This window comes from Synechococcus sp. A15-127, from assembly GCF_014280215.1.
GTDB lineage: Bacteria > Cyanobacteriota > Cyanobacteriia > PCC-6307 > Cyanobiaceae > Parasynechococcus.
Genome location: NZ_CP047948.1, coordinates 1,924,524 through 1,941,727, shown reverse-complemented (window position 1 = coordinate 1,941,727; position 17,204 = coordinate 1,924,524). Strand labels below are relative to the sequence as shown.

Genomic DNA, 17,204 nt, shown 5'->3' with positions numbered 1-17,204 from the left:
GCTGGTCATCAGCCAAACACCCGCACACAGGATCCGTAGGCCGCCAAGACTTGGTCGCAGGTGAACAGCAGCAAGGGTTCAATCCTGCTTTGACAGACCAACAGCCGGTCAAAGGGATCGCGATGGCCGTCGATGGGCTCCAGGCGGGCCAGCTCCAGCAGGTGGTCGTTGCTGATCTTGAGCCAATGAAAGCCTTGCTTCGGGACAAGTCGCTCCAGAGCCGTCAGGTCGACATGCAGCCGGCCCAGGTTCACGTTGATCGCCAGTTCCCAGAGCGAGGCCTGACTGATCCACACCGTGTGGCGATCGGTTTGCAGCTCGGAGACGAGGACATCCGGCAGGCGCGGATCATCCTTGAGCCACCACAACAGCAGATGGGTGTCGAGCAGAACCCGACTCATCGATCGCGGCTGCTGTCTGGCTCAATGGCGGCGTCAAACAACAGATCCAGTGGGGCGTCGAACTCCTCGCCGATGCGGATCTGATCTCGCATGGCCCCCGGTGGCTTCAATCCCTCGTGCTGTGCGTCGATCGGCACCAATTGGGCGGAGGGTTTGCCGGCGCGAGCAATCACAACGGTTTCTCCAGCCTCCGCTTGGAGGAGAAGGCGCGACAACTGGGTTTTCGCCTCATGCACATTCACTGTGGTCATGGTCCCCAGCTGAACCTTGGTCAAGCTTGGCTAGGTGAGTCGGCGTCCTCCGCTTTCGGCACTTCAAGCTCGCCCACCCGCTGCTCCAGTTGTTCCCGCAGTTCGCCAGGACTGAACAGGATCGGCAGGAAGTGGATGCTTTTGGTCTCGCGGAAATACAGCAGTCCTGGAAGCCAGGGAGCGAACAGCCGCCAGGCCAGCCACTGGTCGTAAGGGAAGCGACGCAGTTCGCGGCCGTTCTGCCACACGATCAGGGCCCTCTCCTCGAACTCCAGTCGCAGGCTGGCGGTCTGGAGCAGCAGGAACAGTCCGAACAGGGCTACCACCAGCGTGGGCCAGGGGTGCAGCGGCAGCGGCAACAGCGCGGCGCCGAGGGCCACTACCAGCAGCGGCAGCCGCACATCCGGTTTGAGGGTGACGCTTGCGGGGGTTGAGCTCATGCGCCGAACAGCACCTGGGTGAGAACTACATCCATCATCGACACGGTGACCAGAATCATCACCACGGCTCCGGTGGTGCTGGTGCCCACCTCCTTGGGGCCGCCGCGGGTGGTGAGCCCCCAGCCGCAGGCGACCGTGGCGATGATCAATCCGAAGACCAGCGCTTTCACCAGCATGAACGGCAGGTCCTCTGGATTCATCCAGGTGCGCACCGAGGTCCAGAACACCTGAGGCGGGATTCGGTACAGCAGGGTGCTGGTGATCTGGCCGCTCCAGACCGCCATGAAGAAGAAGAAGAAGCACTGCACCGGTGCCATCACCACCATGGCGATGATGCGCGGCACCACCAGATACTCCACCGGATCGGTGCGCAGCATCGTGATCGCATCGATCTGCTCAGTCACCTTCATCGTGCCCAGCTGGGCCGCATAGGCGGTGGCCACCTTGCCCGCCAGCAGGCAGGCGGTAAGCAGCGGGGCGATCTCACGGGCCAGGCCGATCGCCAGGATGCCGCCCACGGTGGAGCCTGCCCCCATGCGAGTGAGTTCTGCGGCCACCTGGATGTTGAACACCGAGCCGGCCGCCACGGAGATGATCAGCACGATCAGAACGCTGCCGGGGCCTGCCTCCATCAGCTGATCAAACAGTTCGACCCGGTTGATGCGGCCGCGCAGGGTGGCGGCGATCGCCTGTCCGCCGATCAGCAGGCTGGTGCCCAGTCGTTTCAGCCAGCGAGGCGACGTCATCCGGCGGTGCTCTGAAGGTGGGCGCCACGGTCGGGCCAGCCTCGCATCACCAGCAGGCCGCAGATCACGAGCACAGCGGGAAGCAGTCCCATGCTGAAGCGGATGGCCAGCAGCGCTGTGGCTGGTTGCTGGATGAAGGCCAGCGCGCCGTTGCAGCTGCCGGCCGAGCCGGAGATGTAGCCGGTGAGCGTTAACAGACTGCCGAACACCGACATGGTGAGGCCGATGATCAGCTTCTGGCCGAACACCATCCAGGCGGTGTACATCCCTGCCGGTTTGCCGGGGTCGGCATCAATGGCATCCGGCAGCAGCGACCAGGGAATCAGATAGGCGGTGGCGGCACCGACGCCCACCAGCACGATCAGGGCCACCAGGGGCAGCAGGTCGAGCAGCCCCGGTTCGGCGGGCAGCGTGGGGATCAGCATCGAGAGCAGGCAGGCGGCGATCCACAGCCCGGCCCCCAGGCGCAGGGTGTGAATCCGTCCCTGACGGTTGCTCAGCACGCTCCAGAGCTGCAGCCCCAGCAGGGCCGCCACCTGGAAGGGCAGCAGCAGCCAGGGGGCCAGACCGGCCGGCACCTGCACCACCTGCACCATCCAGATCAGAGCCACCACCTGCATCAACTGCAGGGCGAACCAGAGCAGCAGGTAGAGGCCGAGCACCCGCAGAAAGCGTGGGTTGGCCATCACCCGTTTCAGTTGCTGGCGCGGTGGATCGCTGCCGGGCACGGGGCGCTGCGCTGTCTTGGCGAAGGGCGCCAGACCCCAGCAGCAGGCGAGGGTGGCCACCGAGGCGATCGTGCCGGTGATGCGCCCCATCACCAGATAGCCATCGGATCCCTGCCCGAGCACCACTGAGGCGACGATCAGGCCGCTGAGGCCCGAGAGGATCGAGCCGGTGAAGCGGGCGGCGTTCAGGCGGGTCCGCAGGGACGTGACCGGCGTCAGCTCCGTGGAGAGGGCCGAGTAGGGCAGGTTCACGCTGGTGTAGGCGCTCATCAGCAGGATCGCCATCACCACGTAGTACCCGGTGCGCTGCCAGAGGCCCCCGGGGGGGACCCACCACATCGCCGCCAGGCTGATGCCGAGGGGCAGTGCTGCGCTCAGCATCCAGGGCAGCCGCGGGCCCCAGCGGCTGTTGGTGTGGTCGCTCAACCAGCCGATCAGCGGATCATTGAGGGCATCCCACAGCTTGATCACGGTGAGCAGCGAGCCCGCGATGAAGGCGGGCAGGCCGGCGGCGCAGGTGAAGAACGGGAAGAGGTAGAAGCCGAGTTGGGTGGCGGCCAGTCCGGTGCCGGCATCGCCGAGGCCGTAGGCGACCATCAACCTGCGGCGTGAGCCTTCCATCGGTGCAGCAGACGGTGTCAAGCGAAGGCAGCGGTCCGGCGGACCGTCATAATGAATGTGTGCTGAAGCACTGGCCACTCCTTCCTGGGTGGTTCAGATGTACCAGTGCGGGTGTTGTGTAATGGTAAGACCTCAGCCTTCCAAGCTGATGACACGGGTTCGATTCCCGTCACCCGCTTTTCCACCCTCCAGTGTTACTGAAGCGCTGTTCTATTCAGCTGTGACTGCGACCGAATCGTTCGTACAACCAGCTGTAGCGCCTGCGAATCTTGTCGCATAGAGACTTTCCGAGGATGTCCAGGGCTTGGCTGGGTTCCAGCGAGACTTTGCTGTTGATCTTGTGGTCGCCAAAGATTCCATAGACCCGGTCATCTTCTTGGGTGATTTGCTCAACTTTGTTGAAGTCATGATGTGGGTAGCTCTCAATGCCGAGGTAGGCGTAAAACCTGTCGAGCGCTTGCTGGGGATGAAGGCAGAGGTCTTCGTAGCGAATGAAGAGCATTTGTTGGTCGATCCCCTGGCGCAGAATGTCTTGCAGGTGTTCGAGTGCAAGGCCCACCGGATCTGAATTGGACCAGTAGTCCAGTCGTTTTTCCAGACTCGTGTTCAACATCTTTTCCGGTTTGACTAGCCCGGGATTGCGTAGTTTCGCTTTGCGTAGATTGCGCTCCATGGAGCAGAAAATATCCACTGGATCACGAACCATGCAAATGATTTTTGGGTTGGGATAGAAGGCGTCCAGAAATGGATAATGAATTCCCCAGCCGCGGCTCTTATCAAGAAGCCATGGCTTGTCAGTCAGCCCTGCGGCATATCCCTCGAGGCCACCGCGTCAGAAGCCTGCGAAGGCCTTGTCCATCAGCTGTGGTTCCTGGGCTTGAAATTCGATTCCCTGGCTGAAGTAGTGGCGAGCACCTTTGAGAAGATCCAGCAACCCAGAGGTGGGTGTGACGTCAAAGACAGGGTTCTGGCCCACGATGTTGCTGAGCAACGTCGATCCCGAGCGCGGCAACGACGACTGGAACGCGATGCGGGGTGCCATCAACGGGCGAGTGCTGCAGGAAGGCTAAGCAGCTTTGCGGCGTTGATTTTGACGTTCGTTGCCAAATGCTGTGGCTGGTACTGAAGTGATGCGAAGGCCTGGCTCGCAGCGTGCCCAGGTGAGAGTCAGCGCCTCAGTAGGGTCACGCTGGGGCGTATTCGCTAAGGTTCTGATCACAACTCAGCAGATTGATCTGCTCATGCTGAGCCCGGCTGATCAGCAGTCGAACATGGTGTGATATCGACGGCGAAGTCGCCTTTCAGGGGAGCGGTGGCGATGCCTTTCGTGCGTATGAGCCCCAGGCGCCGACGTCGCGGTGTGGTGCTCACCGGCACCACCTCATCTCCATCGAGGGCCTGTTCCACATAGCGGGAGAGGTGGGTCTTGGCGTCGTGCAGATTCACTTGCATGGATTCAACTTTGCCGGGTTGGCGGCTCAGTCACCCGCTTCATCAGAGCTTCAGGCCTGAGCCCACTTCCCGAGCCAGCAGCAGCACGAAACTGCGGCTTTCCAGCGGAATGGTCACGCCGTTGAACGGCACCGCTTCCGCCGGCAGATCCTGCGGGCTCGGCAGCGAGGTGTCGATCATCCGCATCCAGGGGGAGGCGGGCACCGGCAGCTCGAAGCTCAGCCCTTCTTCGTAGGCGTTGAAGCCCATCCACAGCAGTGCACCGCGGCTGCCCATGTGCAGGCTCGTGGCGGTGGTGGATGACCAGGCCGCCCAGTCGGGCTTGCTCAGTTCCACGCCATGCCACTGGCGCCACAGATCGCTGTGGTCGTTCGGTTTGCGGCTGGCGCTTTCGCGCGGTGGGGCCAGGGGATTGATCAGTTGCGGCAGGGCACGGCGCAGGCTCAGCAGCCGTTGCAGGAACTGCTTCAGCTCCAGATCGCACTGGTCGTCGTTCCACACCATCCAGCTCAGGGGGCTGTCCTGGCACCAGGTGTTGTTGTTGCCGCCTTGGCTGCGGCCCACCTCATCGCCCATCAGCAGCATCGGCACACCGCGCGCCAGCAGCAGCGTGCTCAGCAGGTTCCGCTGCTGGCGTCGTCGCAGCTTCAGCACCTTGGGATCCGTCGTCGGCCCTTCGACGCCGTGGTTCCAGCTGTTGTTGTGGTTATCGCCGTCGCGGTTGTCCTCACCGTTGGCGAGGTTGTGCTTGCGGTTGTAACTCACCAGATCGGCGAGGGTGAAGCCGTCGTGGGCGGTGATGAAGTTCACCGAGCGGCCCAGCTGCACCGGCTTGTCGTTGTAGAGATCCGGGCTGCCCTTGAACCGCTGCGCCAGGGTCCAGGTGCTGTGATCGTCTCCTTTCCAGAAACGGCGCAGCCCATCGCGGAAATGTCCGTTCCAGGTGCCGATGCGCTTGGCCGGAAAATCCTCCAGCCGGTACAGCCCGCCGCAATCCCACGGTTCGCTCACCAGCTTGAGGTCGCTCAACAGCGGATCGGCTTCCATCGCTTCAAACAGCGGTGGCTGATCCAGCGGCTTGAGCGCTGCGCCGCGGCTCAGTTCGATGCCGAGATCAAAGCGGAAGCCATCCACCCCCAGTTCCAGCGCCCAGCAGCGCATCGATTCCAGGATCAGCTGGCAGCTGATCGGATCGTTGGCGGCGATGGAGTTGCCGCAGCCGCTCACATCCAGATAGTCGCCGCTGCCGTTCTGGTGGTAGTAGTGATGATCTGCCAGACCGCGCCAGCTGAGGGTCGGCCCCTGCCGGTTGCCTTCGCTGGTGTGGTTGTAAACGACATCCAGCAGCACCTCGATGTCGGCGTCATGGCAGGCGGCCACCAGCTGCCGCACCTGATGGCGCAGCTGCAGCGGATCGTCTCCACTGGCGTAGCCGTGGTGGGGCGTGAACCAGTTCAGGGGGCTGTATCCCCACACATTGTCCCGCCCCGGAGGGGCATCGGCCGGATCGAAGGCGAACACCGGCAGCAGTTCGATCGCCGTGATGCCGAGGTTCTTGAGGTATGGCAGCTTTTCGATCAGCCCCAGGTAGGTGCCGCGCTGCCCCTCCGTGACCCCGGAATCGCCACGACGGGTGAAGCCGCCCACGTGCAGTTCATAGATCACCGAGCGCTGCCAGCTGTGGCGAGGCCTTGGGTGCGCTTCGAAATCGAATCCGTCTCGCTCGCACACCACCGCTTTCAGGCAGGCGTGGGCATTTGGCGTGGGGCCAGTGGCCAGCACCCGGTCGTAGACGTCCCAGCCGGTGATGGCGCGTGCTGCCGGATCCAGCAGCACCTTGGAGGGGCGGAATCCATGCGCGCCCGGAGCCAGTGGCCCGAAAACCCGGTAGCCGTAGCAGCAGCCCTCGCTGAGGCCCTCGACTTCCACATGCCAGTAATCACCGGAGCGGTGACGGCGGCCATCCAGTTCGATCACCCGCTCCGGGGCCTGAGCGGAACCATGGGCGAACAACAGCAGCTCAATCCGATCGGCAGCTGGTGCCGCCACCGAGAAATTCACCCCGCGTCCGGTGACGCTGCTGCCCAGGGGCCAGGGCGTGCCTGGATGGATGGCGCTCAAGGCTCCCTGTCGTGACGCCATCAAACTAGTGGTTTGGCCTGGGTCTGAACGCCATGACCATGACCTCCGCACTGGATGCGGGACGGCCGCCGCAGCAGTTGCGAGCGGATCTGTGGCTGTTTCCACCCAACCGCGACAGTCAGGGCGGCAGTTCCTGGTGGCTGGAAGCGGAGGTGGAGCCAGTGCTGATCGACTGCCCACCCCTGACGCAGGCCACGCTCGATGCACTGCAGCAGCTGGCTGCTGGCCGTACTCCGCGCATCCTGCTCACCAGCCGTGAGGGCCATGGCCGTCTGCGCCGTGTGCAGGAACGCTTCGGCTGGCCGGTGCTGGTGCAGGAGCAGGAGGCCTACCTGCTGCCGAATGTGCAGCCGATCGACACCTTCGCTGAGGAGCACCGCACCGCGGGAGGCCTGCAGCTGCTCTGGACTCCTGGGCCGACTCCGGGCAGTTGCGTCATCCACGCCCCTGCTGCGGATCTGCTGTTCTGCGGGCGTTTGCTGACGCCGCTGAAGCGCGGTTGTCTTGGACCATTGCGCCATGGCCGCACCTTTCACTGGTCCCGTCAGCTGCGCAGTCTCGAGCTTCTGCGCGATTGGCTTCCTCCAAAAGCCAGTCCTGAACTGGCTTCTGGGGCCGCTCTTGGTGCCCTGCGAGGCGAGCGGTTGGTGCCCTTCCAGGGCTGGTCCGATGGGTGTGAATCCAGCTAAAGCATTGCGGCACGGGACTTGTCGCTTGCAGCACCGGGACACCCTCCATACGATTGGCCGGACTGGGGAAGGCATCGGCGCTCCCCATCGCCCTCACAGAGCCATCTCCGCCTCCTGTCTCTTCCTCAAATGAACAAAGCTGATCTGGTCAACCTGGTGGCTGCCCGCACCGAGCTCACCAAGACCGACGTCTCCATGGTTGTTGACGCCGCCATCGAAACAATCATCGATTCGGTCGTTGAAGGTAAAAAGGTTTCCATCCTCGGGTTCGGCTCCTTCGAGCCCCGCGAGCGTTCCGCCCGTCAGGGTCTGAACCCCAAGACCGGCGAGAAAATCGCCATTCCCGCCAAGCGCGTGCCTGCTTTCACCGCCGGCAAGATGTTCAAGGATCGCGTTCAGGGCTGATTGCTTCCGCAGCAATCTGATCGAATGGGCGGTCTTCGGACCGCCTTTTTGATGGCTGTTCCTTGTTGATGGCTGTTCCTGATCATCTGCAGCGGCATCTGGATCAGGGCAAGCGCCTGCGGCAAGGCCGTCATGGTCGCTTCGCGCCTTCTCCCACCGGCCGCCTGCATCTGGGAAATCTGCGCACCGCTCTGGCTTCCTGGTTGCAGGCCCGCTGCGATGGCGCCACCTGGCTGCTGCGCATCGACGATCTCGACACGCCACGCAATCGCCCCGGGGCAATCGAGGCGATCGAGGCGGATCTGCAATGGCTCGGGCTGCACTGGGATGGACCGGTGATCCGTCAGAGCCGGCGGCGGGGGCAGTACGGCTCGTGGCTGTCGTGGTTGCGGCGCAGCGGCGCCCTGTTCCCCTGCCGTTGTTCACGGCGACAGCTGGAGGGGCAGCCGATCTACCCGGGCACCTGTCGCGATGGCACTCGGGGCTGGGGCTGGCAGCAGCAGCGCCTGCCGAGCTGGCGGCTGCGGGTGCCGCCCCAGGATCCCTGCGGCAGCGGTGATGTGGTGCTGCGGCGTGCCGATGGTTTCGTGGCCTATCAGCTGGCCACGGTGATTGACGACATCAGCTTCGGAATCACCGATGTGGTGCGCGGCGAGGACCTGCGGGTGGCGGAAGCGGCCCAGCGCAGTGTGTTCGCTGCCCTGAGCTGGATGCCGCCCCGGTTTCATTACGTGCCGCTGCTCTGCGATGAACGCGGCGAGAAGTTGTCAAAACGTGAAGCGAGTGCAGGACTCGCTCCGCTGCAGCAGGCGGGCCTGGATTCAGCGGCCGTCGTCGGTCTGCTGGCGGCCGGATTGGGGCTGGTGCCACCGGGCAGCCGCCTGTCCGCTCAGGATCTGCTGGCGGACTTGACGCACCGCGGCTTCCATGCATCGCTTTCTTAAGGAAGGCTTCGGGATCGAGATCAGCAAAACGACGCACACTATTTCCAACGGTTTTCAACCCCTCATGACCATCTGCACCGTTTGCGGTGGCAGCGGCATTCAGCGTGTGAGCAGCCAGCGCTTCCGCACCTGTCTGGCCTGCCTCGGCACGGGCGTGATCAGCGCCGCAGTCCAGTCCGCTCCCCTCAATCAGCTGGCCACAGCCACCGTTGACGCCAATCACGTCGGTTGTCTGCCGCATGCGCGGGGCTGATTGATCAGCTCAGGGGTGCTTTCTGCTTGTTGCGCAGCACGAAGAAGGTGGCGGTTGCCACCACCACAGCCAGGGGCACAGCGGTGAACAGCAGCAGGGCGATGGCGGTCCAGTCGGTGTACACAGTGAAGCGGCGAATCCAAGGCATCATCTCAGCAAACCGCTGTTGCATGCCGTGAACGGTTCCAGGTTCACAGTTGCCGTCTCTCTCCTGCTGGGGCCTCTGGTGACCGCTCCGGTGTCCGCGTCCACCATGGCCGCCTTGCGTCCCCAGGCTTTGCAGTGCCTGCAGGCTGGTCAGCCGGCGGCCTGCCGCAGTGCTCTGCTGCTGGCTGAGACGCTGCAGCGCCGGGCGGCGGCCCGCAACGCCTTTCCGTGTCAGACGCTGCTGCTGGGGTTGCAGGCCGATCTGATCATGCAGCAGCTGGGGGAAGGGCGCGGCGAGCAGGCTGTCGCCGATGTGAGTGCTGCCGGTCGTGGTTGCGCCGGGCTCTGATCACTGAACTCTGGTCAAGTTGAGTCAGTTCGGTTTGCGCGGCTTGGCATGGACGGTCAATAGGTCGTCACACGTTTCAGGGTTTCGCCAATTCTTGGAGGCAGCCATAAGGACTGGACCGTCTTGCCCAATCCGACCAGTTTTTCTTGATTCAGCTGACGACTGGACAAACGATGCGCTGATGTCTGCGGTCCTGCCGATGTCGGCTAAAGAGACACATCGGATGGCCGCGGCGTTACACCGCAATGAAGAGAGGGCTCGGACTGGTCGAGTCGCTGGGAGCTGAGTCAGGAGCCGGCCGCTGGCTGGTTTCAGCCTTCGGTCAACTTCCGGTGGCACTCGTCAGCCTTCCTCAGAATCTTTTGTGCTTCTTCCCGTGTGCAGCAAACCTGGGCTTCGAGCTGAAGTTTCTCCAGCTTCCGGTGGTGTTTGGCTGGGTTCATAACCAGACCTTAACGACTCAATTAACCAGACCTTAACGAAAATCCCCTCGGATGTCCTCTGCGCTTATCACAGCGAAGCAAGGGTTCGGACAGGCAAGTCGAACGAGCGACTCACCATGGCCTGCAGCGGAACATGGAGTGGGATGAATCGTCTGCGGCACAACAATGGGTACCGCTCATCGCCGTCGTCTGACAGAAGTCAGTCGCTGATTACGGTTTGCGCCGACCCTCGGCATGCATCCAGCTGATCCAGTCGGCGGAGATCTCCTGGGGGCAGACCGCTTCGCACTCGAGGTTGCTGCTGCAGCTGCCGAAGCCCTCCTGTTCCATCCGGTCCTGCATGCTGCGGGCCCGCTTGGATCGCTCCGGTTGCCCCTGAGGAAGTTGGCCGAGATGCGCCAGTTTGGCGGCCACGAACAGGCTGGCGGAGGCGTTGCGGCAACTGGCGACACAGGCGCCGCAACCGATGCAGGTGGCGGTGTCGAAGGCACTGGTGGCCTGGTCGCGACCCACTGGCAGAGCGTTGCCATCCGGTGCCTGCCCGGTGCCGGTGGAGCAGTAGCCGCCGGCGGCGATCAGGCGGTCGAAGGCGGAACGATCCACCATCAGGTCTTGAATCAGCGGGAAGGCCTTGGCGCGCCAGGGCTCCAGGGTCAGCTCGGCACCGTCCTGGAATTCGCGCAGGTAGAGCTGACACACCGATGTGGCCCCGCGGGGACCATGGGCCTGACCGTTCACCAGGAAACCGCAGCTGCCGCAGATGCCCTCACGGCAGTCGTGGTCGAAGCCGATCGGTCGTTGCCCGGCGCTGATCAGCTGTTCATTGAGCTGGTCGAGGGCTTCCAGCAGCGAGAGGTCCGGAGAGACACTGTCGAGGACATGGCGTTCGTAGTTGCCGGGATGCTGGCGCTCGGGTTGCCGCCAGATGCGCAGAGTGAGCTTCATCGGTAACTGCGGGTGCTCGGTTGCAGAGCGGTGAACTGCAGCGGCTCGCTGTGGCGGGTCGATTCCGCGTCATCCTGATGCTCCCAGGCGGCGATGTGCGCGAAGTTGGCGTCATCGCGCTGTGCCTCGCCTTCCGGGCTCTGGTGTTCCTCGCGGAAGTGCGCGCCGCAGGATTCTTCTCTGGCGAGGGCATCCCGCAGCATCAACTGGGCCAGCCCGAAGAAATCACGCACCCGCAGGGCCTTTTCCAGTTCGGCATTGGGCCCATGAGCCTCCCCTGGCACCCGCACGTCATCCGCGAAACGCTGCTCCAGAGCCGACACCCTGGCCAGTCCATCCCGCAGATCGTCGGCCTGGCGGCTGATGCCGCAGCGATCGATCATCAGGGCCCCCAGATCGCGATGGAAGCTGTCCACCGGTCGCTCACCCTTGGCACCGAGCAGGGCCTCGATGCGGTGGCGTGTGCTGTGCAATGCCTCCTGACATGCCGGATGGTCCGGGGTTATCGCTTCTGAGGGTGTGCCTGCCAGCCAGGCGGTCACCGTGGAGGGTGCGATGAAGTAGCCATCGGCCAGGCCTTGCATCAGGGCACTGGCGCCGAGGCGGTTGGCGCCGTGCTCGGAATAGTTGGCTTCCCCCAGCACGAACAGGCCGGGGATCGAACTCATCAGCTGGTAGTCAACCCAGAGTCCTCCCATCGTGTAGTGGGGGGCGGGATAGATGCGCATCGGCGTGCGATAGGGGTCGTCGCCGCTGATCCGCTCGTACATCGTCATCAGGTTGCCGTAGCGGGCGGCGATGGCATCGCGGCCCTCACTGCTGATCGCGTCGGTGAGATCCAGGTACACCGAGCGTCCGCCCGGACCGACGCCGTGACCGGCATTGCAGAGTTCCCGCGCTCGGCGGGAGGCGACATCCCGGGGCGTCATGTTGCCGTAGGTGGGATACATCCGCTCAAGGAAGTAATCCCTTTCCTGCTCTGGGATGTCGGCGGGGACTCGGTTGTCGCCGGGCTGCTTCGGCAGCCAGATGCGCCCGTCGTTGCGCAGGCTTTCACTCATCAGCGTCAGCTTGCTCTGGAAGGCATCACCGCTGGGGATGCAGGTGGGATGGATCTGGGTGAAGCAGGGGTTGGCGAACAGGGCTCCCTTGCGGTGTGCTCGCCAGATGGCGCTGGCGTTCGATTTCAGCGCATTCGTCGACAGGAAGTAGACGTTGCTGTATCCACCGCTGCACAGCAGTACCGCCCGGGCTGTGTGCACCTCCAGTTCTCCCGTCACCGTGTGTCGCGTCACCACCCCCCGGGCGACGCCATCGACGGTGATCAGCTCCAGCATGTCGCGCCGGGTGAGCAGCCTCACTTTGCCCAGCTCCACCTGACGCATCAGCGACTGATAGGCGCCGTACAGCAGTTGCTGCCCGGTCTGGCCGCGGGCGTAGAAGGTGCGGCTCACCAGGGCCCCCCCGAAGCTGCGGGTGGCCAGGCTGCCGCCGTATTCGCGGGCGAACGGCACCCCCTGGGCGACGCACTGGTCAATGATGCCGCTGCTGATTTCCGCCAGCCGCTGGCAGCCGCTTTCCCGCGCCCGGAAGTCGCCGCCTTTCAGGGTGTCGGCAAACAGGCGGCTGACGCTGTCACCATCCACCGCCGTCGCCCGCGCTGCATTGATGCCGCCCTGGGCCGCCACCGAGTGGGCCCGCCGCGGACTGTCGTGGTAGCTGAGCACGGTCACTCGATAGCCCTGCTGGGCCAGGGTGGCGGCGGCGGAGGCGCCCGCCAGGCCGGTGCCCACCACCAGCAGGTCGATCTGCCCTTTGCGCAAGGGGCTGATCAGCGGCAGCGATTCTTTGGTGCGTCGCCAGGCGTCGGCGATCGGTCCTGTCGGGATCCGTGGATCGGGCAGTCCGCTCATGCGGCACCTCCCAGCGCCAGGCTGAGGCTGATCAGCAGGAAGCCGCCACCGATCAGGGTCGCCAGCAGCCGGCCTCCTGTGCGCAGGGCGGATCTGTTGGTCGGACTCAACCAGCCGAGGCTGCGGTGGGCGGCTTCTGTGCCATGCAGGAGATGCAGTGCCAGCACCAGCGCCGCAGCGGCGTAAACCACGGCATTCAGCGGTTGCTGCAGCACGGAACTCAGCACCGCCCCTTCCTGCCCGGCTGCCGGTCGCGGCCAGCGCAGCTGATTGAGATGCACCACCAGAAACGCCAGCGTGAGCAGGCCGGCGATCCCTTTGCTGCGACTGGCCAGTGCGGCCAGGGGTGCATCGCGGCGGCTGCTGAGCTGGGCGCTGTTGCCGGCCCGGCGGTTGGAGATGGCTTTGCTGATCGTGAGACTCACATGCAGGCTGGCGATCCCGGCCAGCCCGATCTCAAACGGCCTCAGCCAGGGACTGGTGTGCAGGGCGCTGGCGTAGGCCTCGAACCGCTCAGGCGCCAGCACTGCAGGGATCAGTCCGCCCAGGTGCACCAGTGTGAACAGCACCAGCAGCAAGCCACTCAGGGCAGCTCCGGTGCGGACGACAGCTGAGGGTAGCGCGATCATTCAGGACCTGTCGGTCAACGCCGCATCTCATCATGGTGGAACGGAGTTGTCATGGTGAGGCTGCGTTGATCCCGTGAAGGATGTGCCCGTTGTGCCGCATCGGCGTCGCCTCTGGATGGCCCTCGCCGCCCTGGCGTTTGCGTTGACGCTGCAGATCGGCTTCTGGCGTGCCGCCGCGATGCCAGAACCCGCATCAACTCCGGCGACGTCGGCCCCACCACAGGCCGTGGACTGGGGAAGACCAGAGGCACCAGCGGCTTCGCCACCGCTGCGTCAGCCAACGCTGCGTCAGCCAACGCTGCCTCCGCTGCAGCTGGGTGCCTACATCACCAATGTCAACGACATTGATCTGCTCAATGACCAGTTCTCCATCGAGCTGTTGCTCTGGACCATCTGGCAGGGGGATCCGGATCGGAACCCCAGCGATCAGCTGCGCATCCTCAACGGTGTTTACAACGGCGACACCCAGCGGTTCGAGCGCATCCGCCGCGATCAGATCAATGGCAGCAGCTGGAGTCTCTACACCGTGCGCTCGCCGGTGGTGAAGCGCTGGCGGCTGCAGCGTTACCCCTTCGATGACCAGCTGTTGCATGTACAGATCGGTCTGGAGGATCCGTTGCAGCCGGTCAACCTGGACGTGGTGCCCACCGATCCCAGCACGATCAGCCCCGGGCTGATCTTGCCGGGCTGGATTCTCAAGCCCCCCAACGGCTACGCCTCCAGCATCAGCCTGATGAGTGATCTGGGCAGGCCCATGGCCGAGGTGGGGGCCGTTCGGCGTCAGCCCACGGTGTCCTTTGATCTGCCGATCCAGCGCCGCAGCCTGCTGTTCGTGGCGCCGGATTTTCTGGGCTACATGCTGGCCGTCGGCCTCTGCTGCATGAGCCTGCTGATCACCCGCAGCCGGGACGATCTGATCCTGGCGGCCGTGGTCTCCGCCGGAGGCAACTATGTGTTCATCGCCGGCCAGTTGCCGGTGACGGCGATGACCGGATTCATCGGCACGCTTCAGCTGATCATCTTTCTTGGAATCCTGTACGTGGTGGCGGCGGATGAATTGATCGACAACCAGCTCAGCCTGGTGAATGCCCGCTTTGCGCGGGTGTTGAAGGTGTTCCTGCTGCCCAGTTATGTGGGGATGACCCTGCTGGGAATCTGGTGGATCATTCCATGACCCCCGCAGCCTCTCCTCAGCCCCGCCCCCCCGAGGTGGCCAATGGCTTCTGGACGCTGTTGACCTCGGCGATCACCATCGTGATCGTGCTGGTGGGCACGCTGCAGATTGAGCCGCGTCTGAGTGAGCGGCGCCTCAGGATTGATGAGCGTTACATCCTCACCTCCGAGGAGGTGGCGGTGCTGCCGCCTGAGACGCTGGCGGTGGTGCTGGATCGCTCGCCGGGTCAGGACCAGACCGGTTTCAGGTATCGGCTTCTGCAGCTGGTGCTGGAGCGCAGTGGTCGTCCCTTCGCTCTCGGGCTCAGCGAGCAGATCCAAAGCCAGGATGAAGCTGTCGCAGCCCTCCAGCAGGGGCCTGCGTCCTCACGCAATCCCTTCGCCATCAGCGTTGGTGTGTACGGGGCCGGGCTGGAGCTGAACCGGCGCCTGCGGGAGATTCCAATCCCCGTGACCGGCGGAATTCTTGGCCTGAGAGTCGGATGGAGCCACCGAAGCCAGCACGACCGGCTGGCGTCGGTCGGTTCCGTCGATGACCTGCGCAGCGTTTTGCTGCTGCAGGGGCTGGGCTGGAGTGATGTGGAGATCTTCGATGCATCCGGGCTGCGCACCTTCACCGCCCGATCCGAGGATCTGTTCCGTCTTGTGGACAACCACCGCGTGCAGCTGTTTCCGCGCGGCATTGATGAACTCGAGCGTGAAGCGCCGATCGTGGCTTCCACCGCTGCGGGCACCGACCTCGATCCGAATCTGCTGATCACCTATCCCTTCGCCGGTTTCTTCTATGTCAGCCCCGACAATCAGTCGCTGGCCGATGCGATTCAGCTCGGTTTTGAGCGGGCGATCGCGGATGGTTCTTATCAGCAGTTGCTGGAGGAGCTGATCCTCACCCCTTGGCTGCGTCGCCATCTCGCCCTGGCGGACCGTCGCGTGATTGCCCTCCCCAATCCAGTGGCAGCTGATGTTCTGGCTGATGTGGATCCTCGCCACTGGATCGTTCCCTGGACTGATCTGCTGCAGGGGCGGATTCGCTCTGGAGCTCAGTTCTGCACGGAGCAACGCCTGCAGGTGCTCTGCCCCTGACAGATGTTGCTGGAGCAACAACAGGGTGTGTATCCGCCTGAACGACACAGCGGTTGACGTTTCCCTTATAAAGGGTTCGTAGCAACAGCTACAAACAACGTTCACCTCACTCCTGTGAGGCGCAGATCAACCAGGCCACGGAACGGGGACCTGGATTTCTGAGGAACCACAGATGACCCTGACCTATCGCGGCCAGAAGTACAACCAGCAGAATGTTGCTGGCGCTCCGAACAAGCCTGCTCTGAAGTATCGCGGCGTTTCCTACGCCAAGTGATCAAGGGCGAATCACAGTTCACCCCCTGCCTTGGGCAGGGGGTTTTTTTATGGCGAGCCGTCAACACGCCGATTCGGTTCATGGCGAAGCGCCGACGTGGCAGAAGCAAGAAAGGTCTGCGCGATCGGGACGCGGGTGCGCAGGTATCAATACTCATGAGCAATGCATATGGCCGGATGGTCTCTGTTGAAACAGAAGGATGAATCGGGGCTACTAAGGATGCCAAATAATCACCTTATTTTTTGTGAGCGGGATGGCGACTTCTATCGTTATCGCCTTCCTGTTGCTAATGAGTTTTTATGTTATTTATGCCGCGGTTAGAAGGCAGTACGTCATACGAAAAAGGCAGCGGCGGTTGTTCCGGAGCAATCTTTATCAATGGCGCAAAGAGATGAAGGATAGTGTCCACTATCGCAAGTATCGAGACAGAGGATAGGTAAGAGACTCAAGCAGAAAAGGGTTGATTGCTGACACCTGCCTTGACCGGCGAAAGGTCAAGGCAGCAACGATCGATTGCGAGTGTGCCGACAGCTGGAAGAAGAAAGCATTGGAGGCCTTGGCTGCGCCCTCTGATCTCAGCAAGTTTCTGAAGCGAATCTGTTGAGCTTCCTTCGTCTGGAGCGTGTTGGTGCACAATTGCTCTGGAAGAACTGCGTGAAGGTGGGCTTCCGAACTGGGCTCGTTGAGGTTGGCGGTGCTGGACACACCGTCGACTGAGAGCCCTCATGGGAAAACCCTCCTAACGAGGTCAGTGACGTTCTCGACGTCTTTTCATGGGAGTGTTGGGTGGATCGGTGCAGTGGATCTGAGGCTTGCTCCTGATCGGTGAGCTGCTCACTGCATTGCGGGCTAATGACCCTGACACCTTCAAGCGGTGGCTTGTGGGCGGCATCCAAGACCTAGGGAAGCCTGCTGTGATCGAGCTGATGGCTGACTGGATGACCCCACTCCTGACCCAGGAGGACGCGGACAGGCTGGTGGGTTGGCACCTGGGGGGTGAGCCTCTGATGACTTCGGTATCAGGGCTTCGATTGCCAGAAACGACGCAGCAGCCAAACAAGACCCAACAAAACCACCAATAACAACACTGCCAAAGCCCTTGAAGAAACCGTTCATCCCAACCTTGTAAGTGGCCTCACCATCACCGATGCATCGATATGAGCGCATCCCCCGGTT

Annotated in this window: 22 protein-coding genes and 1 tRNA gene; 10 read left to right on the top strand and 13 right to left on the bottom strand. The window is 63.1% G+C overall.

Translation table 11 applies throughout. The features are described from left to right. Positions 1 to 8 precede the first annotated feature (8 nt). The 5 genes from SynA15127_RS10290 to SynA15127_RS10270 are packed head-to-tail and all read right to left on the bottom strand — an operon-like array spanning position 9 to position 3,187. A complete protein-coding gene (locus tag SynA15127_RS10290) occupies positions 9 to 401 on the bottom strand; it encodes a type II toxin-antitoxin system VapC family toxin (protein ID WP_186484032.1) in 393 nt (130 codons plus the stop codon). Beyond that, entirely contained in the window at positions 398 to 652 is a 255-nt protein-coding gene (locus SynA15127_RS10285) for a type II toxin-antitoxin system Phd/YefM family antitoxin (protein WP_186484031.1), read from the bottom strand. The genes SynA15127_RS10290 and SynA15127_RS10285 overlap by 4 nt, the downstream gene beginning before the upstream one ends. Before the next feature lie 20 nt (positions 653 to 672). Beyond that, positions 673 to 1,092: a DUF3119 family protein gene (locus tag SynA15127_RS10280; protein ID WP_186484030.1), complete on the bottom strand. Its 420-nt coding sequence runs from the start codon at positions 1,090 to 1,092 to the stop codon at positions 673 to 675. Next, a complete protein-coding gene (locus tag SynA15127_RS10275; protein ID WP_043692494.1) occupies positions 1,089 to 1,838 on the bottom strand; it encodes an ABC transporter permease in 750 nt (249 codons plus the stop codon). Before SynA15127_RS10275 ends, SynA15127_RS10280 begins: the two co-directional genes overlap by 4 nt. Next, positions 1,835 to 3,187, bottom strand: a complete 1,353-nt coding sequence (locus SynA15127_RS10270; protein WP_370593983.1) for an MFS transporter — start codon at positions 3,185 to 3,187, stop codon at positions 1,835 to 1,837. Before SynA15127_RS10270 ends, SynA15127_RS10275 begins: the two co-directional genes overlap by 4 nt. Before the next feature lie 107 nt (positions 3,188 to 3,294). Here SynA15127_RS10270 and SynA15127_RS10265 point away from each other — a divergent pair. After that, positions 3,295 to 3,365: transfer RNA gene (locus tag SynA15127_RS10265), tRNA-Gly, on the top strand. Between the two features lie 36 nt (positions 3,366 to 3,401). Here the strand turns inward: SynA15127_RS10265 and SynA15127_RS10260 are convergent. The 4 genes from SynA15127_RS10260 to SynA15127_RS10245 form a co-directional block, all read right to left on the bottom strand. Continuing rightward, entirely contained in the window at positions 3,402 to 3,989 is a 588-nt protein-coding gene (locus SynA15127_RS10260) for a sulfotransferase (protein ID WP_255475660.1), read from the bottom strand. Between the two features lie 30 nt (positions 3,990 to 4,019). Next, a complete protein-coding gene (locus SynA15127_RS10255) occupies positions 4,020 to 4,229 on the bottom strand; it encodes a hypothetical protein (RefSeq protein ID WP_186484028.1) in 210 nt (69 codons plus the stop codon). Between the two features lie 197 nt (positions 4,230 to 4,426). Next, positions 4,427 to 4,639, bottom strand: coding sequence for a type II toxin-antitoxin system Phd/YefM family antitoxin (locus SynA15127_RS10250; RefSeq protein WP_186484027.1), 213 nt, complete (start codon positions 4,637 to 4,639; stop codon positions 4,427 to 4,429). 42 nt (positions 4,640 to 4,681) lie between these two features. Continuing rightward, the gene (locus SynA15127_RS10245; protein ID WP_186484026.1) at positions 4,682 to 6,781 is read right to left on the bottom strand and encodes a glycogen-debranching protein; all 2,100 of its coding nucleotides are present in this window, start codon (positions 6,779 to 6,781) and stop codon (positions 4,682 to 4,684) included. A 32-nt stretch (positions 6,782 to 6,813) separates the two neighbouring features. On the opposite strand from SynA15127_RS10245, the gene SynA15127_RS10240 reads away from it, so the two are divergent. From SynA15127_RS10240 to SynA15127_RS10225, 4 genes are all read left to right on the top strand, one after another. After that, a complete protein-coding gene (locus SynA15127_RS10240) occupies positions 6,814 to 7,470 on the top strand; it encodes an MBL fold metallo-hydrolase (protein ID WP_186484025.1) in 657 nt (218 codons plus the stop codon). Between the two features lie 18 nt (positions 7,471 to 7,488). Then, entirely contained in the window at positions 7,489 to 7,875 is a 387-nt protein-coding gene (locus SynA15127_RS10235) for an HU family DNA-binding protein (protein ID WP_255475475.1), read from the top strand. Between the two features lie 68 nt (positions 7,876 to 7,943). Continuing rightward, the gene (gene gluQRS, locus SynA15127_RS10230; RefSeq protein WP_186484024.1) at positions 7,944 to 8,819 is read left to right on the top strand and encodes a tRNA glutamyl-Q(34) synthetase GluQRS; all 876 of its coding nucleotides are present in this window, start codon (positions 7,944 to 7,946) and stop codon (positions 8,817 to 8,819) included. Continuing rightward, positions 8,803 to 9,072: a hypothetical protein gene (locus tag SynA15127_RS10225; RefSeq protein WP_186484023.1), complete on the top strand. Its 270-nt coding sequence runs from the start codon at positions 8,803 to 8,805 to the stop codon at positions 9,070 to 9,072. The genes gluQRS and SynA15127_RS10225 overlap by 17 nt, the downstream gene beginning before the upstream one ends. A gap of 4 nt (positions 9,073 to 9,076) precedes the next feature. On the opposite strand, the gene SynA15127_RS10220 is transcribed toward SynA15127_RS10225, so the two are convergent. Continuing rightward, positions 9,077 to 9,220 carry a hypothetical protein gene (locus SynA15127_RS10220; protein WP_156957107.1) on the bottom strand — a complete coding sequence of 48 codons (144 nt, stop codon included), beginning with the start codon at positions 9,218 to 9,220 and terminating at the stop codon, positions 9,077 to 9,079. 27 nt (positions 9,221 to 9,247) lie between these two features. Here SynA15127_RS10220 and SynA15127_RS10215 point away from each other — a divergent pair, with 27 nt between their 5' ends. Beyond that, a complete protein-coding gene (locus tag SynA15127_RS10215; protein WP_255475474.1) occupies positions 9,248 to 9,568 on the top strand; it encodes a hypothetical protein in 321 nt (106 codons plus the stop codon). 653 nt (positions 9,569 to 10,221) lie between these two features. On the opposite strand, the gene SynA15127_RS10210 is transcribed toward SynA15127_RS10215, so the two are convergent. Genes SynA15127_RS10210 through SynA15127_RS10200 form a run of 3 tightly spaced genes read right to left on the bottom strand, consistent with a single transcriptional unit; the run spans position 10,222 to position 13,498 of the window. Continuing rightward, positions 10,222 to 10,956 carry a succinate dehydrogenase/fumarate reductase iron-sulfur subunit gene (locus tag SynA15127_RS10210; RefSeq protein ID WP_186484022.1) on the bottom strand — a complete coding sequence of 245 codons (735 nt, stop codon included), beginning with the start codon at positions 10,954 to 10,956 and terminating at the stop codon, positions 10,222 to 10,224. Further along, positions 10,953 to 12,869 carry a fumarate reductase/succinate dehydrogenase flavoprotein subunit gene (locus tag SynA15127_RS10205; RefSeq protein WP_186484021.1) on the bottom strand — a complete coding sequence of 639 codons (1,917 nt, stop codon included), beginning with the start codon at positions 12,867 to 12,869 and terminating at the stop codon, positions 10,953 to 10,955. Before SynA15127_RS10205 ends, SynA15127_RS10210 begins: the two co-directional genes overlap by 4 nt. Beyond that, positions 12,866 to 13,498 (bottom strand): succinate dehydrogenase cytochrome b subunit, encoded by a 633-nt coding sequence (locus SynA15127_RS10200; protein WP_186484020.1) that lies wholly within the window; start codon positions 13,496 to 13,498, stop codon positions 12,866 to 12,868. Before SynA15127_RS10200 ends, SynA15127_RS10205 begins: the two co-directional genes overlap by 4 nt. A 73-nt stretch (positions 13,499 to 13,571) precedes the next feature. On the opposite strand from SynA15127_RS10200, the gene SynA15127_RS10195 reads away from it, so the two are divergent. The 4 genes from SynA15127_RS10195 (at position 13,572) to SynA15127_RS10180 (ending at position 17,110) form a co-directional block, all read left to right on the top strand. Next, complete coding sequence (locus tag SynA15127_RS10195; protein ID WP_255475472.1) at positions 13,572 to 14,672, top strand: hypothetical protein; 1,101 nt, start codon at positions 13,572 to 13,574, stop codon at positions 14,670 to 14,672. Continuing rightward, on the top strand, positions 14,669 to 15,754 hold the full coding sequence (locus SynA15127_RS10190) for a hypothetical protein (RefSeq protein WP_255475471.1): 1,086 nt from the start codon (positions 14,669 to 14,671) through the stop codon (positions 15,752 to 15,754). Before SynA15127_RS10195 ends, SynA15127_RS10190 begins: the two co-directional genes overlap by 4 nt. A 172-nt stretch (positions 15,755 to 15,926) precedes the next feature. Then, on the top strand, positions 15,927 to 16,028 hold the full coding sequence (locus SynA15127_RS10185; protein ID WP_186484019.1) for a DUF4278 domain-containing protein: 102 nt from the start codon (positions 15,927 to 15,929) through the stop codon (positions 16,026 to 16,028). A gap of 812 nt (positions 16,029 to 16,840) precedes the next feature. After that, positions 16,841 to 17,110: a hypothetical protein gene (locus tag SynA15127_RS10180; protein ID WP_255475469.1), complete on the top strand. Its 270-nt coding sequence runs from the start codon at positions 16,841 to 16,843 to the stop codon at positions 17,108 to 17,110. Positions 17,111 to 17,204: the final 94 nt, after the last annotated feature.

What these genes read in the sequence shown, in the direction of transcription:
- SynA15127_RS10290 (WP_186484032.1), bottom strand. Translation starts at nt 401, where the DNA reads ATGAGTCGGGTTCTGCTCGACACCCATCTGCTGTTGTGGTGGCTCAAG.
- SynA15127_RS10285 (WP_186484031.1), bottom strand. Translation starts at nt 652, where the DNA reads ATGACCACAGTGAATGTGCATGAGGCGAAAACCCAGTTGTCGCGCCTT.
- SynA15127_RS10280 (WP_186484030.1), bottom strand. Translation starts at nt 1,092, where the DNA reads ATGAGCTCAACCCCCGCAAGCGTCACCCTCAAACCGGATGTGCGGCTG.
- SynA15127_RS10275 (WP_043692494.1), bottom strand. Translation starts at nt 1,838, where the DNA reads ATGACGTCGCCTCGCTGGCTGAAACGACTGGGCACCAGCCTGCTGATC.
- SynA15127_RS10270 (WP_370593983.1), bottom strand. Translation starts at nt 3,187, where the DNA reads ATGGAAGGCTCACGCCGCAGGTTGATGGTCGCCTACGGCCTCGGCGAT.
- SynA15127_RS10255 (WP_186484028.1), bottom strand. Translation starts at nt 4,229, where the DNA reads ATGGCACCCCGCATCGCGTTCCAGTCGTCGTTGCCGCGCTCGGGATCG.
- SynA15127_RS10250 (WP_186484027.1), bottom strand. Translation starts at nt 4,639, where the DNA reads ATGCAAGTGAATCTGCACGACGCCAAGACCCACCTCTCCCGCTATGTG.
- SynA15127_RS10245 (WP_186484026.1), bottom strand. Translation starts at nt 6,781, where the DNA reads ATGGCGTCACGACAGGGAGCCTTGAGCGCCATCCATCCAGGCACGCCC.
- SynA15127_RS10240 (WP_186484025.1), top strand. Translation starts at nt 6,814, where the DNA reads ATGACCATGACCTCCGCACTGGATGCGGGACGGCCGCCGCAGCAGTTG.
- gluQRS (WP_186484024.1), top strand. Translation starts at nt 7,944, where the DNA reads ATGGCTGTTCCTGATCATCTGCAGCGGCATCTGGATCAGGGCAAGCGC.
- SynA15127_RS10225 (WP_186484023.1), top strand. Translation starts at nt 8,803, where the DNA reads ATGCATCGCTTTCTTAAGGAAGGCTTCGGGATCGAGATCAGCAAAACG.
- SynA15127_RS10220 (WP_156957107.1), bottom strand. Translation starts at nt 9,220, where the DNA reads ATGCCTTGGATTCGCCGCTTCACTGTGTACACCGACTGGACCGCCATC.
- SynA15127_RS10210 (WP_186484022.1), bottom strand. Translation starts at nt 10,956, where the DNA reads ATGAAGCTCACTCTGCGCATCTGGCGGCAACCCGAGCGCCAGCATCCC.
- SynA15127_RS10205 (WP_186484021.1), bottom strand. Translation starts at nt 12,869, where the DNA reads ATGAGCGGACTGCCCGATCCACGGATCCCGACAGGACCGATCGCCGAC.
- SynA15127_RS10200 (WP_186484020.1), bottom strand. Translation starts at nt 13,498, where the DNA reads ATGATCGCGCTACCCTCAGCTGTCGTCCGCACCGGAGCTGCCCTGAGT.
- SynA15127_RS10190 (WP_255475471.1), top strand. Translation starts at nt 14,669, where the DNA reads ATGACCCCCGCAGCCTCTCCTCAGCCCCGCCCCCCCGAGGTGGCCAAT.
- SynA15127_RS10185 (WP_186484019.1), top strand. Translation starts at nt 15,927, where the DNA reads ATGACCCTGACCTATCGCGGCCAGAAGTACAACCAGCAGAATGTTGCT.